This window comes from Bradyrhizobium erythrophlei, from assembly GCF_900129425.1.
Taxonomy (GTDB): domain Bacteria; phylum Pseudomonadota; class Alphaproteobacteria; order Rhizobiales; family Xanthobacteraceae; genus Bradyrhizobium; species Bradyrhizobium erythrophlei_C.
Genome location: NZ_LT670817.1, coordinates 7063716 through 7085311, shown reverse-complemented (window position 1 = coordinate 7085311; position 21596 = coordinate 7063716). Strand labels below are relative to the sequence as shown.

At 62.3% G+C, this 21596-nt stretch carries 13 protein-coding genes; 7 read left to right on the top strand and 6 right to left on the bottom strand.

Annotated elements, in window-relative coordinates; translation table 11 throughout:
• Window positions 1–160 precede the first annotated feature (160 nt).
• Complete coding sequence (locus B5527_RS33695) at window positions 161–760, bottom strand: HAD family hydrolase (protein ID WP_079605343.1); 600 nt, start codon at window positions 758–760, stop codon at window positions 161–163.
• Window positions 761–2860, bottom strand: coding sequence for an adenylate/guanylate cyclase domain-containing protein (locus B5527_RS33690; RefSeq protein ID WP_172842744.1), 2100 nt, complete (start codon window positions 2858–2860; stop codon window positions 761–763).
• A gap of 594 nt (window positions 2861–3454) precedes the next feature.
• On the opposite strand from B5527_RS33690, the gene B5527_RS33680 reads away from it, so the two are divergent.
• Window positions 3455–4018, top strand: a complete 564-nt coding sequence (locus tag B5527_RS33680) for a terpene synthase family protein (protein ID WP_079605340.1) — start codon at window positions 3455–3457, stop codon at window positions 4016–4018.
• Window positions 4019–4904: 886 nt separating this feature from the next.
• Here the strand turns inward: B5527_RS33680 and B5527_RS33675 are convergent.
• The gene (locus tag B5527_RS33675; RefSeq protein ID WP_079605339.1) at window positions 4905–5303 is read right to left on the bottom strand and encodes an MAPEG family protein; all 399 of its coding nucleotides are present in this window, start codon (window positions 5301–5303) and stop codon (window positions 4905–4907) included.
• A gap of 148 nt (window positions 5304–5451) precedes the next feature.
• Here B5527_RS33675 and hemH point away from each other — a divergent pair, with 148 nt between their 5' ends.
• The 4 genes from hemH to B5527_RS33655 all read left to right on the top strand — a co-directional run bounded on the left by hemH (window position 5452) and on the right by B5527_RS33655 (window position 9650).
• Complete coding sequence (gene hemH, locus B5527_RS33670; RefSeq protein ID WP_079605338.1) at window positions 5452–6489, top strand: ferrochelatase; 1038 nt, start codon at window positions 5452–5454, stop codon at window positions 6487–6489.
• Window positions 6490–6654: 165 nt separating this feature from the next.
• Entirely contained in the window at window positions 6655–7650 is a 996-nt protein-coding gene (locus tag B5527_RS33665; RefSeq protein ID WP_079605337.1) for an SPFH domain-containing protein, read from the top strand.
• Between the two features lie 227 nt (window positions 7651–7877).
• A complete protein-coding gene (locus B5527_RS33660) occupies window positions 7878–9098 on the top strand; it encodes an integrase core domain-containing protein (RefSeq protein ID WP_245332352.1) in 1221 nt (406 codons plus the stop codon).
• Between the two features lie 105 nt (window positions 9099–9203).
• Window positions 9204–9650: an NfeD family protein gene (locus B5527_RS33655; RefSeq protein ID WP_079605336.1), complete on the top strand. Its 447-nt coding sequence runs from the start codon at window positions 9204–9206 to the stop codon at window positions 9648–9650.
• Window positions 9651–9663: 13 nt separating this feature from the next.
• Here the strand turns inward: B5527_RS33655 and B5527_RS33650 are convergent, their stop codons facing one another.
• A complete protein-coding gene (locus tag B5527_RS33650) occupies window positions 9664–10677 on the bottom strand; it encodes a KpsF/GutQ family sugar-phosphate isomerase (RefSeq protein ID WP_079605335.1) in 1014 nt (337 codons plus the stop codon).
• 199 nt (window positions 10678–10876) lie between these two features.
• Here B5527_RS33650 and B5527_RS33645 point away from each other — a divergent pair, with 199 nt between their 5' ends.
• Both B5527_RS33645 and B5527_RS33640 read left to right on the top strand, forming a co-directional pair.
• On the top strand, window positions 10877–12601 hold the full coding sequence (locus B5527_RS33645) for an outer membrane beta-barrel protein (RefSeq protein WP_079605334.1): 1725 nt from the start codon (window positions 10877–10879) through the stop codon (window positions 12599–12601).
• Between the two features lie 150 nt (window positions 12602–12751).
• The gene (locus B5527_RS33640) at window positions 12752–14656 is read left to right on the top strand and encodes a hybrid sensor histidine kinase/response regulator (protein ID WP_079605333.1); all 1905 of its coding nucleotides are present in this window, start codon (window positions 12752–12754) and stop codon (window positions 14654–14656) included.
• A 111-nt stretch (window positions 14657–14767) separates the two neighbouring features.
• On the opposite strand, the gene B5527_RS33635 is transcribed toward B5527_RS33640, so the two are convergent.
• Window positions 14768–16225, bottom strand: a complete 1458-nt coding sequence (locus B5527_RS33635) for a glutamate synthase subunit beta (protein WP_079605332.1) — start codon at window positions 16223–16225, stop codon at window positions 14768–14770.
• Between the two features lie 251 nt (window positions 16226–16476).
• The gene (gltB, locus tag B5527_RS33630; RefSeq protein WP_079605331.1) at window positions 16477–21210 is read right to left on the bottom strand and encodes a glutamate synthase large subunit; all 4734 of its coding nucleotides are present in this window, start codon (window positions 21208–21210) and stop codon (window positions 16477–16479) included.
• Between the last annotated feature and the right edge of the window lie 386 nt (window positions 21211–21596).

Genomic DNA, 21596 nt, shown 5'->3' with positions numbered 1-21596 from the left:
GTGGAGTACAGAACCTCAATACTCGAAAGCAACGCCCGCAACTCTCAGCGGAGCCTCAGAGATCGATGCCTACCGCGATGTTACGGCCCGTCAATTCGGCAAAGGTAGCTGTGTGCGCGTAAAGGGCGGCCTTCAGCGGGCCGCACTCGCGCGGGCCACTCTACCGTCCCCGCCGGATCTGAATGAGTTGAGTCGCCACGCCCGGCAGGTCCCGAGCAACAGCGAGTGGCTGGGGTAACCCAAGCATGGGCAGGGTAGCTTGGCCCGGTCGATGCATAAGCGCCGACGAATAACCCACAAACTGCGCTCCCAGCGCGTCCCATTGATGCGCTGTGATCATACAGCATGCGCTCATAGGAACGCCCATTTGCTCAGCTACCATGTGATACGCCGATGGAGCCACCTTGTAGGTGCGCACACTAGAGGTATTGAAGTGCTGTTCAAATAAATCGGCGATGCCCGCATGCGATAGCTGAAATTCGCTTCCTTGCGCACCGGGTGGGGAATTCGTAAGCGTCGCCAAACGAAATCCGGCGTCCTTCAGCATGTGCAACCCATCCGGCACATCGGGAAACATGCGCATCGACAATATCTGCGTTTTTAATTCATCGATGTCGGCAGGCCGAAGCTCAACGTCGTAAGCACTAGCCTCCATCTGGAGCGCAGCTTGGCCCAACTCGATGAAAGTTCCCGGATAGCTTCCCGATGAGGCAATTACGCTGCCATAAAAGACCAGATCATCATACCAAATTCTCGCCATCTAAGCTGGATGAGCCGACACCTTGCTCTGCGAACATGCAACCAGCATAGATTTCGCAACACCATCATTTGGGAAATGCTCCAGGATCTCCCGATAGCCACACGAGGCACCTTCAATGTCTCCGGCCTCGAAGCACCTTGAGGCGGCCCACGTCATCTCGCTCAGTTTTCGATCTTCGGGGCGCAACTCCAGTTCCGGGTCGTTGCTGTTTTCGATCCCAATCAACTCGTAGACCATAAAATCCTGTGTGCGACCCTTCACCTGAACGTGACGCAACGGTCTTACCAGTATGTCGGATGCCACGGCCTCGAAAACGCTGTCGCTGATGCAGATGGTGGTGCCGAAGATCTTGTTCATGCCTTCGAGCCGCGCCGCAACGTTTACGCCGTCGCCCATGACCGTATAGCTGAAGCGTTCAGTGGAACCGACATTGCCGACCAGAACGTCCGCTGTATTGAGCCCGATGCGGATGCGCAGCGGCCGTTTTCCTTCAGCGCGCCACCCCTCGTTGACCCGCTCCATTCGCCGCGTGGCTCGAAGGGCGCTGGAGCACGCGCGCAGCACATGGTCTGGAAGTGCAACTGGCGCGCCCCAGAATGCCATGATGCCGTCGCCGATGAACTTATCTACGGTGCCCTTCTCCTCCGAAATCGCACGCGAAACCTGCTCGAAATACACCGACATCTGCTCCAGCAACGCATCCGGCGTCGATTGCTCGGCGTGCGTCGAAAAGTTCTCCAGGTCGGAAAACAGGATGCTCAGATTGCGCTTTTCCACGCCAAGGGCGAGCGGGATGCCCGACTTGATCAGTCCCTTGACCACGTCCACAGGCGCAAAGGAAGAAAACGACCGGAGTGAGTTGCGCAGCAGCGAAGCCGCAGATTGAAGCTGGGCGATTTCTCGGACGTTGGAGAGGCGGTTCACAGGCTGTTCGAAGGATAAGCTTTCCACCGATTTGAGTTCCTGCGAGAGGTTCTCAATCGGCTGCGACAGGCGGCGGGACAGGAGGTAAATCAGGAAAAGCTCAGCGATTGAGAGGGCAATGATGATGACAATGATCTGGTGGTTCGTCGCCTTGAGCTGCCCAATGAAGTCGTCCGTCGGCGTGATGACGACGGTTTCCCACGGGCGTGCGAAGTCCTCCGGGAAACGAGCAAACGAGGCGCTCAGCTCTTGGCCGTCACGAGGTGAATCGAACAGGAAATCATTCTGGTCCGTGTCCTTCTGCAATCGGTAGGCTTCGCGCACGTCGTCGTCAGCGAAATTCTCCAGCCGCGCCACCTCTAACTTTCCAACCGACAACCGAACGCTTTTTTTCTTGTCGGACGCCGCGATGATCTTGCCGTCTGTCGGGTCTGCAATGATCGTCATGCTGTGCGGACTGGCGCGATGCGAGGCGAGAAATCGCGTCAAAACATCCAGCGTAATGCTCGCCCCCGCGCAGCCGATGAAATTCCCGTTATGATAGACAGGAAATCTCATGTTGATGATTGGGTAGCCGGTATCGGAGTTGATTTCGGGGTCCGCGATAGCTAAGGCCCCCGATGCCTTTGCCGTCGGATATCCAGAGATAGCGCGGTAATCAACCGTGGTCGGAACCGCATATTCGCCGACGACATCGCCCCAAGTGCTGAAGAATGTTCTGTGTCGGCTGCGGCTCGTTCCGACCGAGAAGTCGTCGATGAAGTTCATGTGCCATTTGGCCGTTCGCGGAATTTTGGGATCAGACCGCCGACGGTCATCGTCGATCCGCGTCACCGCCCGATGATATCCGTCCTCGAAGCTCACGAAGGCAGCGTCGATCTCTTCGGCGGACGTTAACGTGCGGAAAAGAACCTCGCGACTTCTATCGGTGTGGAAGAGTGCAGGGTCGGCCGCAACCACCTCTGCGAGCAGCCGGAGCGTGCCCGCAACGCCCTGGATCATTCCTTGAACATTTTCGATGCTGGCCTGCCGGGTCTTTGCAACGTCATCTTTGAGCGTTGCCATCATCACTTCCGAGTTTCGATAGTAGTTGTAGACCAGGATGAAAATGAGAATGGGGATACTGAGACAAACGAAAAGGCCAGACATAATTGCGCTCAGCTTCGGCTTTTTCACGATAGGCTCGAAGATAAGCATTCGTAAGGAAGCAGCTCGCCGCGACGGTGAGTTTCCGACCCCCTTCAGACGTGACCAAATTGACAGGCGCATCGCGATGCAACTGGTTGCTACCTAGAAGCTGGGCGTGATGTTACCATTTCGGTGGCCGAATGGTCGATCCGATATCCTCGGTGCCTGGCAGACCAGGAGCCGGCGGCTGCACCTCGTTAGGCGGCGGAAGCCCGTAGGGCGGATCATGATCCGCCGTTATGAATCGACAAATGGCGGGTTACGCCTTCGGCTCCAACCCGCCCTACAGGCTACGGGCTGTCGCGCGCCGGGACACGCACTCAAAAAACAAGGTCTTCGCGAGATCTTCTTGATGTCCGCTTTCCCGCGATAGCGACCGATCTTGGCCGAAAAGCCAAATGTCGCGATGTGCCACAAGCAGATATATTTTTGAGGCAAACCATGTGATTTCGCGCGCGACGCGCTTCAAGAGATGACGAAAATATTCCACAGAGCTTCGCGCGGATCAGATACATGCCGTCAATCGCATTGGGCGGATAGGGGTCCTGTACGGCCAAACAGACGGCGCTTTCTGGGCTCGGGTTGCCGGCGGACTACGTGCAGGCCGCTGAGATCGCCATTCTCGTCCTGAGTTACGGTGCAGGACTCACTGTAATACGGTGGGGCTCCAATCCGCCCTACGGGCTGGTCCGGCTCGCATCGAACCTCATATGCTGGAGTAATGACATCTTCTCCTATGCCAAGGAGGTGGTCCGCAACGGCATCGTGCACTCGCTGCCCACCATCCTGCAGCATCACCTGGACATCGATATCCAGGAAGCAATTGATCGTGCCGCCCAGATGCACGACGACGAGGTCGGACGGTACGAGCAGCTGGAGCGCCGCATGCGGGATACGGCAGGCCCGCACCTTCGACGTTTCCTTGACGACATCAATTCCTGGATAATCGGCAACGTGACGTGGACGCATACATGCCAACGGTATTGCAGCCACGTCGCGCTCCGCCCCGTCGAGTCTCTGCTGCTGGCTGGTGGTCAAGGGAAGATCGAGGGCGGCCTGCATGGCACCGAGGTCGCGCCGCAAGTGGCCTGTAACAACGACCGGAGCCATTCGCCGGCGCACTACGGGCAGCCAAGCGCGAACTAGATCCGTATGGCATGCTCAACCCCGGCGTCCTAATTGATCCGTAGCGAATGCTGGTGACTACGGGCTGACGATCGGCATCGCGGCGGTGGTGGTTCGGCGAAGCTCCGCGAAACCGGCAAGGCGTGGAAGTTGATGGATTGATGCCTGACAGGCAAATCAGTGACTCGCCTGTCACAGGCATGTCCAGCCCCTTTTGAAAAAATATTCTGTTTTTCCGAAGACCCAAATCACTTGTATATCCACCGCCGTCCCGTTCCAACAGAGGGGCGTTTCGCGAACGTCACGAACGCGGAGCGGGATGCGGTGGACGCGGGCGGTGCTTCTGACGAGAGCGCTGAAAGCGGACGGCGAAGACGTGTGGTCCTGACGCCTCGACGCTGGCGTCAAGTTGGTGGAAGTCATTTCGCCAACGACGGTGTCAAAAAGCCGATCACCGGGGAGAGCACGGTATAAGCCGTAAACCATTGCGCAGGGAATGTCGGATTGCCTCCGCTGAACCTGTATGCTCGTGTGCGCCTTCCTTTCTACATTGCACACGAGACCGCGGGTGCAGCGCGCACCCGGCATTCCCTGCCCCCTCTCATTGAGGGGGGCAAATTTGCAAAGCTCGGGCGCACTCCGCGCCGCGAGATCGCGAAGCTGCGTCTGAACGACAATGCTGTTTGAGAATTGAATCCGTAGGGTAGCAAGCTGGCGCTTCGCCCCCTACGCACGGCTCCGTCATTGCGAGGAGCGAAGCGACGAAGCAATCCAGTCTTTCTTTCTTGTTGCTCCATGGATTGCTTCGCGGAGCCTGTCATCGGGCGCGCGTTCGCGCGACCCGTTGGCTCGCAATGACGATCTCGGGATGTTGCGGATGGTTAGAATGTTCCACTTCGATCATGTTCTACACCGGCCAGAAGCCTCGAAGCATTGGCATGAAAAAGATCGCGAGATTGATCGCAAAGCCGATGCTCCACAGGATCGAGCGCAGCGTCGGCCGATCGCCGAGATAGGTCAGGACATAGGCGATCCGCACGATCAGGAACAACACCGCCAGTTCGTCGATCAGGCGCTGCGGACCGGTTCGGAATTCCGCCAGCAATACGGCGACGGCGAAGAACGGAAACGCCTCGATGCCGTTCTGGTGCGCGCCCAGCGCGCGGGAGCGAAGGGGGTCGTTATAGAACGCGGGATCGCGCGGCCGGGCGTTGTCGAAACGGCGAAACCCGATCCATTTCACCGATGCGATCGTCAGCAGATAGAGCATCAGCGTTCCGAAAATGCACCATTCGGCGATCGTCATGGTTCCCCCGACACCATGATCGCTTCGGAAAACCGGAACCCGCTGATATCAAGGGTGGGGCAAGCTTTTTCCGGATCATGCCCTGTAACAGTAGCGAAACAGCCATTATCTTGACAAGCATACCCCAACGCGCGAAGCCGAAACCATCATGACAGCCGCCGTCTCCATCGAACCAGCCAAGGCTGCACCCGGCGTCAGGCCCGAGCGCGTCGGCGTGTTGCTGGTCAACCTCGGCACCCCCGACACCGCCGATACCAGGGGCGTGCGGGTCTATCTGAGGGAATTTCTGTCCGATCCCAGGGTGATCGAGGACCAGGGGCTGCGGTGGAAACTTTTGCTGAACGGCGTCATCCTGCAGATCCGGCCCCGCCGCAAGGCGCGCGACTACCGGAAAATCTGGAACAATGAGAAGAACGAATCTCCGCTGAAAACCATCACCCGCGCCCAGTCCGACAGGCTCGCCGCCGACATATCGGACCATGACCATGTCGTGGTCGATTGGGCGATGCGCTACGGCAATCCCTCGATCCGCTCGAGGATCGAGGCCCTGACCGCGCAGGGCTGCGACCGGCTGCTGGTGGTGCCGCTCTATCCGCAATATTCGGCCGCGACGTCGGCCACCGTGTGCGACGAGGTCTTCCGCGTGCTCGGCGATATGCGCGCGCAGCCGACCTTGCGGGTGTCGCCGCCTTATTACGACGATCCTGACTATATCGATGCGCTGGCGGTCTCGATCCATGCACACCTCAAAACCCTGCCGTTTCAGCCGGAGCTGATCGTGGCCTCGTACCACGGCATGCCGCAGAAATACGTCGACGAGGGCGACCCCTACGAGGCGCAATGCATCGCGACCACGGAAGCGTTGCGCAAGCGCATGGTTCTCGATGCTTCGAAGTTGAAGCTCACCTTCCAGTCGCGGTTCGGCTTCGACCAATGGCTGCAGCCCTACACCGACAAGACCATCGAGCAACTGGCCAAGGACGGCGTGCGCCGCATCGCGGTGGTGATGCCCGGCTTCTCCGCCGATTGCCTGGAAACGCTGGAAGAGATCGCCCAGGAAAACGCCGAGATCTTCAAGCACAATGGCGGCGAGCAATTCGCCGCGATCCCCTGCCTCAACGACAGCGACCCCGGCATGGACGTGATTCGCCAACTGGTTCTGCGCGAGCTTCAAGGCTGGATTTGACCTGAATCGCGGAAGATTCCGCTCTGTTCAGTCGCGGTACATCTATAGCGGGCAAACCCGATCTGGTTGTATATTTAAGAAGGGCCGACTGAACCGGCACTGCCGGTATTCAGACAAAGTAGACTGCGCCGGCGGCACGTTTCGTGTCCGGCTTTGGGGGGATTCATGAGCGGCTTCGACATTTTCACCATTGCGGTGGTGCTGCTGGTTATTTTGACGCTGTTTGCCGGTGTCAAGACGGTGCCGCAGGGATATGACTGGACCATCGAGCGGTTCGGCAAATACACCCGCACGCTGGCGCCGGGGCTGAACATCATCATCCCCTATTTCGACCGCGTCGGCCGCAAGATGAACATGATGGAGCAGGTGATCAGCATTCCCGAGCAGGAGGTGATCACCAAGGACAACGCCACGGTGACGGTGGACGGCGTCGCCTTCTTCCAGGTGTTCGATGCGGCGAAGGCGAGCTACGAGGTGTCCAATCTCAACCAGGCGATCATCGTGCTGACCATGACCAACATCCGCTCGGTGATGGGCGCGATGGACTTGGACCAGGTGCTGTCGCACCGCGACGAGATCAACGAGCGCCTGCTGCGCGTGGTCGATGCCGCGGTGTCGCCGTGGGGCCTGAAGGTCAATCGCATCGAGATCAAGGACATCGTGCCGCCCGCCGACCTCGTGGAGGCGATGGGACGGCAGATGAAGGCCGAGCGCGTCAAGCGCGCTGACATCCTGCAGGCCGAAGGCCAGCGCCAGTCGGAAATTCTCCGCGCGGAGGGCGCCAAGCAGGGCCAGATCCTGCAGGCCGAAGGCCGCCGCGAAGCCGCGTTTCGCGACGCCGAAGCGCGCGAGCGCTCCGCCGAAGCCGAGGCGACGCAGATGGTTTCGGAAGCTATTGCAAAAGGCGACGTCGCGGCGTTGAACTATTTTATCGCCGACAAATATATCAAGGCGTTCGGGCAATTGGCGGATTCGCCGAACCAGAAGATCATCATGCTGCCGATCGAGGCGATGAGCATTCTGGGATCGCTCGCCGGCATCGGCGAAATCGCCAAGGCCACCTTCGGTGAAAGCGCTGCCTCCGCGCAAGCCGCCGCACGCCGCGCCTCGGTGCCGAGCGCCGGCGCAAGCGCAGTGCCGACGGTGCCGCCGCCAACTTAGAGTCCGTTTAGATGTTGAGCCCATCGGTGCTGCGAATTCGTCCACCTCTCCCCTTGTGGGAGAGGTCGGATCGCATCGTCAGATGCGATCCGGGTGAGGGGTTACGCTCTCACGATAGAGGTACGGACCGGATAGATTCCCGACATTTTAGACCGGGATGATTCCCGACAGGTTTCAGAATGCGCCGGAGGGAGGACCCTTCGATGCCATTTAGAGAGACCGGTCGGATGGAAGAGCGTATTCGGATGTTTTTGGAGTACGAGAGCGGGAACTGGAGCGTATCGGAGGTGTGCCGGCGCTACGGGATTTGCCGCGACACGTTTTACGAATGGCGCAAGCGGAAAGAGAGCGGCGATCCGGCCTGGTTTCAGGACCGCTCGCATGCGCCCTTGCAGTGTTGGCAGACCACGAACGGTGCGATTGCAGAGAAGGTGATCGCGGCGCGGCGGCGATTTCCGTATCTGGGGCCGCGCAAGCTGTTGGCGGTGCTTGATCGGGATGCCCCCGAGATCGCCTGGCCTGCCGCCTCGACGATCGGGGACATTCTCAAGCGCGCAGGCTTGGTCTCGCCGGTGAAGCGGCGCCGTCGCCCGCTCGACCAGCGGCGGCCCTGCACGCCGGTGACGAGCGCCAATGATGAGTGGAGTACGGACTTCAAGGGCTGGTTTCGCACCCGCGACCAGCGGCGGATCGATCCCTTGACGGTAGCAGACAGTCACAGCCGTTTTCTGATCGAACTCCGCATTGTCGCCCCCACTATTGAGGGCGTTCGCCCCTGTTTTGAACGGGCTTTCCGTGAGCATGGCCTGCCGCTTGCGATCCGCTGCGACAATGGTTCGCCGTTCGGCTCGCGTGGCCCGGGCGGTCTCACCCGGCTGTCGGCCTGGTGGATGAAGCTCGGCATCACACCGCACTTCATCCATCCCGCCTCGCCGCAGGAGAATGGCCGACACGAGCGCATGCACCGCACGCTGAAGGCACAGACCTCGGTCCCGCCAGCCAGCAACGCACCCGAGCAGCAGGCCCGCTTTGACATGTTCCGAAAGCATTACAACGAGGAACGTCCGCACGAAGCGCTGGACCAACGGCCGCCGGCAGAGTTCTACAGCCGCTCCCCGCGCACCATGCCGCCGCGCGCGGAAGATCCCTGGTACGACGCCGATCATCAGGTCCGTCGCGTCCGCGGCAACGGCGAGATCAAATGGAAAGGCGAGTTTGTATTCATCGGTGAAGCGCTGGTGGATGAACTTGTTGGCGTTGCTGAGCTCCAGACCGGTGACCACATCGTGCGCTTCTGCGATCTGGACATCGGCCTCATCGATCGCCGCGGCCTGTTCACCCGGTTCGCTCCGCTTCGTGAGCGGCTCCGCGACCCGGGTGAACAGGCCGCTCAACCCAAACTGTCGGGGATCATGCCGGTCCAAAGTGTCGACAATCATGCCGGTTGAACCAGACCTGAACCCCTCACCCCAACCCTCTCCCGCAAGGGGAGAGGGGGCGCACCGACTTTGTGTTGTCGAGTTCGGTAAAGCAGATAGTTGAAGGCTCACACGATGAACGAAATGTTTTCCACGCTTGGCACCTGGAACTGGTTGATTTTCGGCGTGGTGCTGATGGCGCTGGAATTGCTGGCGCCGGGCGTGTTCCTGTTCTGGCTCGGGCTCGCGGCGTTATTGGTCGGGTTGCTGTCGTTCGCGATCCATCCGTCCTGGCAGCTGCAGATCCTGATGTTCGCGATCTTTGCCGCCGCCACGGTGCCGCTGTGGCGGCGGGTCGCGCGCCACAACAGCGCCGTCAGCAGGAGCAATCCGTTCCTCAACAAGCGCGCCGATGCGCTGGTCGGCCGGGTCTTCACGCTGGAAAAGCCGATCATCGACGGCTCGGGCACGGTGCGGATCGACGATACGATCTGGCGTGTCGCCGGTCCCGACGCGCCGGCCGGCAGCCGCGTCAGGATCGTGCAGGCCGACGGCGCCAGCCTGACGGTGGCGGCGGCCTGAATTGGCTTGCAGGCTACGCCACGCCCGCGCGCAGGATGTCGTGCAGATGCACGATGCCGACCGGCCGGTTCGCGTCGGTCACGATCAACGCGGTGATCTTCGAGGAGTTGAGGATTTCCAGCGCCTCGCTGGCGAGCAGGTCGCGCGAAATCGTCTTCGGGTTTTTCGTCATGACGTCGTCGACCAGCGCCGTCATCAGGTCGGGCCGCATGTGGCGGCGCAGGTCGCCGTCGGTGACGATGCCGACGATCGCGCCGCTGATATCGACGATCCCGACGCAGCCAAAACCCTTCGACGACATCTCGACCAGCGCGTCGGACATCCTGGTTCCCAGCGGCTTGAGCGGCACCGCGTCGCCGGCGTGCATGATGTCGCGGGTAAATTTCAGCATGGCACCGAGCTTGCCGCCGGGATGCAGCACGCTGAAATCGACCGAGGTAAAGCCGCGGCCTTCCAATAGCGCGATCGCCAGCGCATCCCCCAATGCCAGCAGCATCAGCGAGGAGGTGGTGGGCGCGAGGTTGTGCGGACAGGCCTCGCGGGCCTTCGGCAGCGTCAGCGCGATCTCGGCGGCCTTGCTCAGGGTGGATTCACATTCCGCCGTCATCGCGATCAGCGCGATGCGGAAGCGCTTGGCGTAGGTGATGAGGTTCTTCATCTCCGCCTGCTCGCCGGACCACGACAGCGCCAGGATGACGTCGTCGGCGGTGATCATGCCGAGGTCGCCATGGCTGGCCTCGGCCGCGTGCACGAAGAACGCCGGGGTGCCGGTGGAGGCCAGGGTCGCGGCGATCTTGCGCGCCACATGGCCTGATTTGCCGAGCCCGGTGACGATGACGCGCCCCTTGGCCTGCCGGATCAGATCGGCGGCGGCGGCGAACGCCGTCCCGAGCGGACCCTGCAGCGCCGCTGAAATCGCGACGACGCCGCTGGCCTCGGCATCGAGCGTGCGCAGCGCCGACTGGATGGCTGGATTCGCGTGGTCGGTGCCGGATGATTTTGCCATCAGCGGTTTTGGGTTGGCCATGCCTGATTCCGAAGGAGGGTGGGGCATCGGTTAGCCCCGGACCCCTCCATAGCATGGGCAATTCGGTGAGGCGACGCGGGCGCGCGGCTCTCAACGGGTCATTAACCATAATTGTTTTAACTCCATTAACGACGTTTTCCGGCCGGGCGCGGGACCCATTCGGCAAACGTCTGAATTCGTTGGAGTATTTTTTATCGTGATGTCGGGTCCAGCAACGGGCCGCCGCAGGCGCGTGAACGTCTTACGCGCGCTATTGCCATGCCTTGCGCTGATCGCCTGCGACGGGACGCTGGCCCAGGCTCAAACCCTCACGCCCAACATGCTGAACCCGGAGCGCGGCGGCTTTGTCTCGCCGCAGGATCTGCCGCTGCGCCGGACCGGCGACACCACTACCGATCCGACCGATCCCACCGGCGACGATGGGCTGCGCAGGGATACGCCGGCGCCGTCGCGGATCGGCCAGATTCCGACCTACGGCCTTCCCGCCGCCAGCGGCGCGGCCGACACCGGTTTCGACTCGCTCAATCGCACGCGCCAAAAACCAAAACTCTATCCGGGCCAGGCCAGGCCGAAGCCTTCGCCCGGTCCCGGCACCCCGGCGCCGCCGACTCCGGCCGGTCCAGCGGCCTCGACGCCGCCGCTGCGGCTATCGATTCCGCCATCGGAGAGCGCCAACAAGACGCCGCTGGCGCCGGCGTTAGCCGGCACGGTGGACGGCCAGCCGGCGCGCAAACGGCTGAAGGTCGATGACGATCCGTTCGGCGCGGTCGGCGATTACGCCGGCGGCTTTCTCATCAAGTCCGCGGTCGAACTCTCCGGCGGCTACGACACCAATCCCGGCCGCACCTTCGTGCCGCAGGGATCGCCGTTCTATGTGGTGGCACCGGAATTCCTCGCCGTCTCCGACTGGGAGCGCCACGCGCTGGTCGCCGATCTCCGGGGATCGTTCACCGGTTATGGCAACACCTTTCCGCCGACGGCCGACGGCAGCGTCTCGTCGGCGCCCACCAATCTCGACCGGCCGGATTTCACCGGCCATATCGACGGCCGCCTCGACGTCACCCAGGATACCCACATCACCTCGGAAGTGCGCCTGCGGGTTTCCACCGACAATCCCGGGAGCCCGAACATCCAGGCCGGCTTGGCGAAATATCCGATCTACACCACGCTCGGTGGCACCTTCGGCGTCGACCAGAATTTCAATCGGCTGGAGATCGCCGCCGGCGGCACCGTCGACCGCACCGTCTATACCGACTCCAAGCTCACCGACGGCACCGCGTCGTCCAACGATGACCGTAACTTCACCCAGCTTGGCGGCGTCGGCCGCGTCAGCTACGAGCTGACCCCGGCGCTGAAACCGTTCGTCGAGGCGGAGGGCGACAGCCGCACGCACGATCTGCAGTTCGACCGCTTCGGCTATCAGCGCGATTCCTCGGGCGGCTACGCCAAGGCCGGCACCTCGTTCGAATTCTCGCGGCTCCTGACCGGCGAGATCTCGGCCGGCTGGGCCGCGCGCGATTACGTCGATCCCCGGCTCGACCGGCTGCAGGGCCTGCTGGTCGCGTCTTCGCTGACCTGGACCGCGACACCGCTGACCACCGCAAAATTCTACTCCACCACCTCGATCGATGAGACCACGCTGCCCGGCACCTCCGGCGTGCTGACCCACACCTACACCGTCGAGGCCGATCACGATTTCCGCCGCTGGCTCACCGGAATCGGCAAATTCACCTGGGGCTCGCTCGACTATCAGGGCGACGGCAGGTTCGACAGGTTCTACTCGGCCGAGGCCGACATGATCTACAAGATGACCCGCAATTTCTGGATCAAGGGCACGCTGCGGCGTGACTGGTTGGACTCCAACCTTGTCGGCAACAGCACGGCGTCGACGGTGATGATGCTGGGGGTGAGGCTGCAGAATTGACCGTTCGGCCGAAGCCAGGCCAGGGGCCAGTTATCGACCATTCGGGGGTCAGGACCTGCGAATACGCTGGGCCGGCGCCTTTTGGGTGTTCATAATAGCCGGAACCGGAAACCGGCTCGCGCGTTGTGTCGGGTTATCGCAGGATTTTGAATGGCCCGAAAAGTTACGTCAGAACGCCGCTTGATCGAGAGCGAGCGCAGTTTTCGGCTGTTGGTAGATGGGGTTATCGATTATGCCATCTACATGCTCGATCCCGATGGTGTGATCAGCAGTTGGAATGCCGGCGCCAGGCGCATCAAGGGCTATGAAGCCCGCGAGGTCATCGGCCGGCACTTCGGAATGTTTTATTTGCCGGAGGACCGGGAGGCAGGAAAACCCGCGCACGCCCTGGAGACTGCCCGGGAGCAGGGAAGGTTCGCAGCAGAAGGCTGGCGCGTGTGCAAGGATGGCACGAAATTTTTCGCTTCCGTCGTCATCGACGCCATCCATGAGGACGGCGAACTGATCGGCTTTGCCAAGATCACGCGCGACATTACCGAACAGGCCAGGGCCCAGGCGGCTCTCAACGCAAGCGAAGGCCGGTTCCGCCTGCTTGTCGGCGGCGTTACGGACTACGCGCTTTACATGCTGGACCCGAACGGAATCGTCACCAACTGGAACATCGGCGGACAGCGCATCAAGGGATATTCGCCGGAGGAAATCATCGGGCAGCATTTTTCCCGATTTTATTCCGATGCCGACCAGGCCGCGGGCCGCCCGGCGCGGGCCTTGCAATTCGCAACCGATCATGGCCGCTACGAGGAAGAAGGCTGGCGCGTCCGCAAGGACGGCAGCTTCTTCTGGGCGAGTGTTGTCATCGATGCCATTCGCGGCGATGACGGCAATCTTATCGGCTTCGCCAAGATTACCCGCGATATTTCCGAACGCCGCGAAGCCCAACTGAACCTGGAAAAAATCCAGCGGCAACTGGCCGAGTCTCAAAAGCTCGATGCACTGGGCCAGCTTACCGGCGGCGTGGCGCACGACTTCAACAATCTCCTGATGATCATCACCGGCAACATCCATACGCTGAAAAGGCTGGCGGGCGATGATGCGAGGAGCCTGCGGGCTGTCGAGGCGATCGAAAAAGCATCGCAACGAGGCGCGTCGTTGACACGCCAGTTGCTCACATTCGCCCGCAGGCAGAGCGTCAATCCCGTGCCGATCGATCTTTCCGAACGCCTTCATTCGGTGCGGGAAGTCCTCGATACCGGGCTCGGCGGCCTGGTTGAGCTTTACGTCGATGTCGATGCCGATGTCTGGCCGGTTACGGTCGATCCCGCCGAGTTCGATACGGCATTGGTCAACCTTCTGATCAATGCGCGCGATGCGATGCCGGGTGGCGGAGTCGTCACCGTTCGAGCCGGCAACACCACGATCGACGATGGGATCCGAAAGGGTGATTTCGTTGCCATTCAGGTCGAGGACGCCGGGGTCGGCATCCCTCCCGACGTCGTCGCCAAGGTGTTCGATCCGTTCTTCACCACCAAGCCGGTCGGCAAGGGGACCGGTCTAGGGCTGTCGCAGGTCCACGGCTTCGCGCATCAGGCCGGCGGCACCGTTACGCTGGTGAGCGAGCTTGGAAAGGGCACGACGCTGACCATCTATCTGCCGCGCGGCAAACGGGAAACTGCGCCGGAGGCAGGTGAACTGAGTTCGGTCGGCAACGGCACCGTGTTGCTGGTGGAGGATAATCCCGACGTGGCAACCGCCAGCGCCATCCTGCTCGAACAGCTCGGATATTCCGTGCGCTGGGCGCCAGACGCGGAATCCGCGCTCAAGGAACTTGAGTGCGATGGGATCGATCTGGTCTTCAGCGATATCGTGATGTCCGGAAAAATGGATGGTCTCGGCCTGGCCCGGGCCATAAAACAGAAACATCCGGCCCTGCCGGTCCTGCTGGCGACCGGTTACAGCGAAGCGGTCCAGAGCGCCCGGGGCGATTTTCCGATTCTGCGAAAGCCGTACCAGCTGCACGAGCTGAGCCGCGCGCTTGCACAGCTCGCGCCTCGCTGACGATTTGCTCGATGTCCCGCGCCGCCCGGCCGGTGGATACTCGCGGGCCAAATCTACCGTCGTCATGCCCCGCGCAAAAGCGGCGCACGATGCTCGCCGACCTCCAGGAATCTACCTCGGCAGATTCGTCGTCCCCATCAAAAACTGATCAATCGCGCGGGCGCACAGCCGCCCCTCGCGGATTGCCCAGACGACGAGCGACTGGCCGCGGCGCATGTCGCCGGCGGAGAATACGTTCGGCCGCGAGGTCTGGTAGTCGGCGGTGTTGGCGCGGACATTGCCGCGCGGGTCGAGATCGACGCCGAGCGTCTTCAACAGGCCCTCATGCACCGGATGCACGAAGCCCATCGCCAGCAGCACCATTTGCGCCTCGAGTTCGAATTCTGAACCCGGGATCGGCTTGAACTTGTCGTCGACCTGCACGCAATGCAGTTTTGCCACCTTGCCGTCGCTGCCCGAAAATTTCTCCGTCAGAACCGCGAATTCGCGCTTGGCGCCTTCGGCCTGGCTCGACGAGGTCCGCATCTTCAGAGGCCAGTTCGGCCAGGTCAGGCCCTTGTTCTCATGCTCGGGCGGCGCCGGCATGATCTCGAGCTGCGTCACCGACAGCGCGCCTTGCCGGAACGAGGTGCCGATGCAGTCGGATCCGGTGTCGCCGCCGCCGATCACCACCACATGCTTGCCGCCGGCGAGAATGTCGGGCGCGCTGCCGAGCGGCTCCTCGGAGACGCGGCGATTCTGTTGCGGCAGGAAATCCATCGCGAAGTGAATGCCGGCGAGATCGCGGCCGGGGATCGGCAAATCGCGCGCCGCCTCGGCGCCGCCGGTCAGCGCCAGCGCGTCGTATTGGTTGAGCAGTTCGCGCGGATCGATGGTGCCTTGTCCGCTGCCGCCGACATGGATGCCGTAGTGAAAGGTGACGCCCTCGGCTTCCATCTGCGCCACGCGGCGGTCGATGACGTGTTTCTCCATCTTGAAATCGGGAATGCCGTAGCGCAGCAGGCCGCCGGCCTTGGCGTATTTCTCGAACAGATGCACGTCGTGGCCGGCACGCGCGAGCTGCTGCGCGCACGCCATGCCCGCCGGCCCCGAACCGACCACGGCGACCTTCTTGCCGGTCCGGGTGGACGGGACTTCCGGCTTGACCCAGCCATTGTCCCAGGCGCGGTCGACGATCGCGCATTCGATGGTCTTGATGGTGACCGGATTGTCGTCAATGTTGAGCGTGCAGGAGGCCTCGCACGGCGCCGGACAGATGCGGCCGGTGAATTCCGGAAAATTGTTGGTCGAGTGCAGGTTGCGCGAGGCTTCTTCCCAGTTGCCCTGATAGACCAGATCGTTGAAATCCGGAATCTGGTTGTTGACCGGGCAGCCCGGCGTGCCCGGCGCCACCGAGCCGGTGCCGTGGCAATAGGGAATGCCGCAATTCATGCAGCGCGCGGCCTGGTCGCGGGTGTCCTTCTCGCTCAAGGGAATGACGAACTCATGGTAGCTCTTCACCCGCTCCGGAACCGGCGCGTATTTGCGATCGTGCCGCTCGATCTCCAGAAAACCTGTTACCTTGCCCATTAAAGCTGATGTCCCTGCGTCTCTGCTTCGTCATTTCCTCATCCTGAGGAGCGGCGTCTTCGCCGCGTCTCGAAGGATGGGACGTTTATTGTGCCCTCATGGTTCGAGACGGCGCAAGCACGCCTCCTCACCATGAGGAAATTTGGTCTCCGTCATTCCGGGATGCGCCGCAGGCGCAGACCCGGAATCTCGATGTCATTTCGCGAGATTCCGGGTTCGCGCTCCGCGCGCCCCGGAATGACGCTTAAACGCTACGCCCCGATCGCGATCTTCGGTTCGGCGTCGGCGTTCGCCTTCAATTCCGTCAGCGCGCGGCGGTACTCCACTGGCATCACCTTGCGGAATTTCAGCAAATAGGTTTTCCAGTTCGCCAGAATGTCGGCGGCGCGCTTCGAGCCGGTCAGCTTGGCGTGGCGGGTGATCAGGATGTGCAGCCGCTCGATGTCGGATTCCAGCAGGTTGGCGAACACGTCGACCCGGCCATGGGATTCGAGATCGCCCGACTGATGATAGGCGTTCTCGTTGATCATCTCTTCCGACAGCACCGGCTCGAGCTGCACCATCGCCATGTTGCAGAGCTTCTCGAAGTCGCCGGCCTCGTCCAGCACATAGGCGACGCCGCCGGACATGCCGGCCGCGAAGTTGCGCCCGGTCTTGCCCAGCACCACGACGATGCCGCCGGTCATGTATTCGCAGCAATGATCGCCGGCGCCTTCGACCACCGCGATCGCGCCGGAGTTGCGCACCGCGAAACGCTCGCCGGCGATGCCGCGGAAATAGCATTCGCCCTCGATCGCGCCGTACATCACGGTGTTGCCGACGATGATGGATTCCTCCGGCACGATGCCGGAGTTGCGCGGCGGCTTGACGATGATGCGGCCGCCGGACAGGCCCTTGCCGACATAATCGTTGCCTTCGCCTTCGAGATCGAAGGTGATGCCGCGTGCCAGCCACGCGCCGAAGGCCTGGCCCGCGGTGCCCTTGAAGCCGACCTGGATGGTGTCGTGCGGCAGGCCGGCATGGCCGTAGATCTTCGCCACCGTGCCCGAGAGCATCGCGCCGGCGCTGCGGTCGGTGTTGTTGATCTCCATTTCGACCTTGACCGGCGCGCCGCGGTCGATCGCCGCTTGCGCTTTCTCGATCAGGGTACGGTCGAGTACGGACTCCAGATGGTGGTTCTGATCCTGCGCGTGATAGATCTTCTGGCCCGGCAGCTCCTTCTGGCGCACGAACAGCTTCGAGAAATCCAGCCCCTTCGCCTTCCAGTGCGCCACCAAAGTGGACTGGTCGAGCATCTGGGTCTGGCCGACCATCTCGTTGAAGGTGCGGTAGCCGAGGGCGGCCATGATCTCGCGGACTTCCTCGGCGACGAAGAAGAAATAGTTGATAACGTGCTCGGGCTGGCCGGTGAAGCGCTTGCGCAGCACCGGGTCTTGCGTCGCAACGCCGACCGGACAGGTGTTGAGATGGCACTTGCGCATCATGATGCACCCGGCGGCGATCAGGGGTGCGGTGGCGAAGCCGAATTCGTCGGCCCCCAACAGCGCGCCGATCACCACGTCACGCCCGGTGCGGAAGCCGCCGTCAACCTGGACGATGATGCGGCTGCGCAGCCGCTCGCGCACTAGGGTCTGGTGGGTTTCGGCCAGGCCGATCTCCCAGGGAGAGCCGGCGTGCTTGATCGAGGTCAGCGGTGAGGCGCCGGTGCCGCCCTCGAAGCCGGCGATGGTGACGTGGTCGGCGCGCGCCTTGGCGACGCCGGCTGCCACCGTGCCGACGCCGATTTCGGACACCAGCTTGACCGACACCAGGCCGTCCGGATTGACGTTCTTGAGGTCGTAGATCAGCTGCGCCAGATCCTCGATCGAATAGATGTCGTGATGCGGCGGCGGCGAGATCAGGCCGACGCCGGGCGTCGAATGCCGGACGCGCGCGATCACGGCGTCGACCTTGTGGCCGGGCAACTGGCCGCCTTCGCCGGGCTTGGCGCCTTGCGCCATCTTGATCTGCATCATGTCGGCGTTGACGAGATATTCCGTGGTGACGCCGAACCGGCCCGAGGCGACCTGCTTGATCGCCGAGCGCATCGAGTCGCCGTTCGGCATCGGCTTGAAGCGATCGCTCTCCTCGCCACCTTCGCCGGTGTTGGACTTGCCGCCGATCCGGTTCATCGCGATGGCGAGCGTCGTGTGGGCCTCGCGCGAGATCGAGCCGAAGCTCATCGCGCCCGTTGCGAAACGCTTGACGATGTCCTTGGCCGGCTCGACCTGGTCGAGCGGGATCGGCTTGCGCTTCTCGTCGTCGGCGGTCTTGATCTTGAACAGGCCGCGCAGCGTCAACAGCCGCTCGGATTGCTCGTTGAGGATTTTAGCGAACGCCTTGTAGCGCTCCAGCGAGTTGCCGCGCACGGCATGCTGCAGCGTCGAGACCGACTCGGCGGTCCAGGCGTGATCCTCGCCGCGGGTGCGGTAGGCATATTCGCCGCCGACGTCGAGCGCCGACTTGTACACCGGCGCATCGCCGAACGCGTCAGCGTGACGGCGCGTGGTTTCCTCGGCGATTTCGGCGAGCCCGACGCCTTCGATGCGGGTGTGGGTGCCGACGAAAAATTTCGAGACGAAATCGGCCTTCAGCCCGACCGCGTCGAAGATCTGCGCGCCGCAATAGGACTGATAGGTCGAGATGCCCATCTTCGACATCACCTTCAACAGGCCCTTGCCGATCGACTTGATGTAGCGCTTGACGATTTCGTAGTCTTCCAGTGCCGTCGGCAGCCGGTCCTTCATCGCGATGATGGTCTCGAACGCCAGATAAGGATTGATCGCTTCGGCGCCGTAGCCGGCGAGGCAGGCGAAGTGATGCACCTCGCGCGGCTCGCCCGACTCGACCACGAGCCCGACCGAGGTGCGCAAGCCGGTGCGGATCAGATGATGATGAACGGCGGCGCAGGCCAGTAGCGAGGGAATCGGAATCCGGTCCGAGCCCGCCATGCGGTCGGACAGGATGACGATGTTGATGCCTTCGCGGACGGCTGCTTCCGCGCGCGCGCAGAGTTCGTCGAGCACCTGCTCGAGCCCGGCCGCGCCCAAGCCGGCATGGAAGGTGGTGTCGAGCGTGCGCGACTTGAAATGGGTGTCGGCGATCTCCGAGATCGAGCGGATCTTTTCCAGGTCGGCGTCGGTCAGGATCGGCTGGCGCACTTCGAGACGCTTGTTGCCGGCCGCACCCTGCAGGTCGAACAGGTTCGGCCGCGGCCCGATGATCGAGACCAGGCTCATGACCAGTTCTTCGCGGATCGGATCGATCGGCGGATTGGTCACCTGCGCGAAGTTCTGTTTGAAGTAGGTGAACAGCGGCTTCGGTTTGTCCGACAGCGCCGAGATCGGCGTGTCGTTGCCCATCGAGCCGTTGGCCTCCTCGCCGGTGGAGGCCATCGGCGTCATCAGGATGTTGATGTCCTCCTGGGTGTAGCCGAACGCCTGCTGGCGATCGAGCAGCGGCAGGTTGGAGCGCATGCCCTTGCTGGGCGCGTCCGGCAGTTCTTCCAGCACGATCTGGGTGCGGTCGAGCCATTCGCGGTACGGATGCATCCGCGCCAGCTGTGCCTTGATCTCGTCGTCGGGAATGAGGCGGCCCTGTTCGAGGTCGACCAGCAGCATCTTGCCGGGCTGCAGCCGCCACTTGGTGACGATCTGGTCCTCGGGGATTTTCAGCACGCCCATTTCGGAGGCCATGACGATGCGGTCGTCGCTGGTCACGAGATAGCGCGCCGGGCGAAGGCCGTTGCGGTCGAGCGTGGCGCCGATCTGGCGGCCGTCGGTGAAGGCGATCGCGGCCGGGCCGTCCCACGGCTCCATGATCGCGGCATGATATTCGTAGAACGAGCGGCGCTGTTCATCCATCAGGGGATTGCCGGCCCAGGCTTCCGGAATCATCATCATGACGGCGTGCGGCAGCGAGTAGCCGCCCTGCACCAGGAATTCGAGGCCGTTGTCGAAGCAGGCGGTGTCGGACTGGCCTTCGTAGGAAATCGGCCACAGCCGGCTGATGTCCTTGCCGTACAGTTCCGAGTGCACCGAAGCCTGCCGCGCTGCCATCCAGTTGACGTTGCCGCGCAGCGTGTTGATCTCGCCGTTATGCGCGATCATCCGATACGGATGCGCCAGCGACCAGGTGGGGAAGGTGTTGGTGGAGAACCTCTGATGCACCAGCGCCAGCGCGCTCTCGAAATCGGGCTCATGCAGGTCGGCATAGTATTTGCCGAGCTGGTCGGCCAGGAACATGCCCTTGTAGACGATGGTGCGGCACGACAGCGACGCCGGATAATAGCCGGCGAGGCCGCGGTCGCGGCGCAGATAGATCGCCTGCGAGATCGACTTGCGCAGGATGTAGAGCCGGCGTTCGAATTCGTCGGCGTCCTTGATGTGCGCGCCGCGGCCGATGAACACCTGCATGTGGGAAGGCTCGGTCGGCTTGACGGTTTCGCCGAGCGAGGAATTGTCGGTCGGCACGTCGCGCCAGCCGAGCACCGTCAGTTGCTCGGCCTTGATCTGGTCGGTGATGATGCTCTGGATGACTTTGCGCCAGGCCTTTTCCCTCGGCATGAACAGCGAGCCGACCGCGTAGGCGCCGGGCTTCGGCAGCGTGAAGCCGAGCTCTTTGGCCTTGCGGGCGAAGAAGGCGTGCGGGATCTGCACCAGGATGCCGGCGCCGTCGCCGGCGCGCGGATCGGCGCCGACCGCGCCGCGGTGCTCGAGATTGCAGAGAATGCTGATCGCATCGGAAACGATCTGATGCGACTTCTTGCCCTTGATATTGGCGATGAAGCCGACGCCGCAGGAATCTTTTTCCAGGCTGGGATCGTAGAGACCTTCGGCCGGCGGGCGCCAGCTGAACTCGCGCGCGGGTTCGACCGGATTCGAGTCCGGGACCGCCGACAGCGCATCTGTCACACTATTTTCGCGCTCGAACTCCGACCCGCTCATCTTAAATCCTCTCAATCCGGCAAGGGTCACCGTCTTCGTCGGCGCACCTTGGGCGTTCGCGGCACCCCCCGGGCCACCGCTGTCCTCCGCGAGCCGCAATTTCAGTATTCAGGCCTGGGCGTCCAGCGTCCCCGAAGGACGGCCTTGCCTCAATCTTCTTGGCGCCGCTATGGCCACATTTGCGCTGCAATCCCTGTGCCGGGGTTGCTCCGCAATTGAGACAGCGATGCTGTCCTAACTCCGACCATGGCAAATTTTTTTCTATCACACAAGCACGTGAAAGTCGCCGGTCACCTCGCCTTTTGAGGCAAACGCGCCGCGATCCGGCCCAAGGACCGCCGGATTCAGCGCTGAACTTGCCTGTGGGATAGGGAGCGAAAAATGCT

What these genes read in the sequence shown, in the direction of transcription:
- B5527_RS33650 (WP_079605335.1), bottom strand. Translation starts at nt 10,677, where the DNA reads ATGGCCAACCCAAAACCGCTGATGGCAAAATCATCCGGCACCGACCAC.
- gltB (WP_079605331.1), bottom strand. Translation starts at nt 21,210, where the DNA reads ATGAGCGGGTCGGAGTTCGAGCGCGAAAATAGTGTGACAGATGCGCTG.
- B5527_RS33695 (WP_079605343.1), bottom strand. Translation starts at nt 760, where the DNA reads ATGGCGAGAATTTGGTATGATGATCTGGTCTTTTATGGCAGCGTAATT.
- B5527_RS33645 (WP_079605334.1), top strand. Translation starts at nt 10,877, where the DNA reads ATGTCGGGTCCAGCAACGGGCCGCCGCAGGCGCGTGAACGTCTTACGC.
- B5527_RS33675 (WP_079605339.1), bottom strand. Translation starts at nt 5,303, where the DNA reads ATGACGATCGCCGAATGGTGCATTTTCGGAACGCTGATGCTCTATCTG.
- B5527_RS33665 (WP_079605337.1), top strand. Translation starts at nt 6,655, where the DNA reads ATGAGCGGCTTCGACATTTTCACCATTGCGGTGGTGCTGCTGGTTATT.
- hemH (WP_079605338.1), top strand. Translation starts at nt 5,452, where the DNA reads ATGACAGCCGCCGTCTCCATCGAACCAGCCAAGGCTGCACCCGGCGTC.
- B5527_RS33635 (WP_079605332.1), bottom strand. Translation starts at nt 16,225, where the DNA reads ATGGGCAAGGTAACAGGTTTTCTGGAGATCGAGCGGCACGATCGCAAA.
- B5527_RS33655 (WP_079605336.1), top strand. Translation starts at nt 9,204, where the DNA reads ATGAACGAAATGTTTTCCACGCTTGGCACCTGGAACTGGTTGATTTTC.
- B5527_RS33660 (WP_245332352.1), top strand. Translation starts at nt 7,878, where the DNA reads ATGGAAGAGCGTATTCGGATGTTTTTGGAGTACGAGAGCGGGAACTGG.
- B5527_RS33640 (WP_079605333.1), top strand. Translation starts at nt 12,752, where the DNA reads ATGGCCCGAAAAGTTACGTCAGAACGCCGCTTGATCGAGAGCGAGCGC.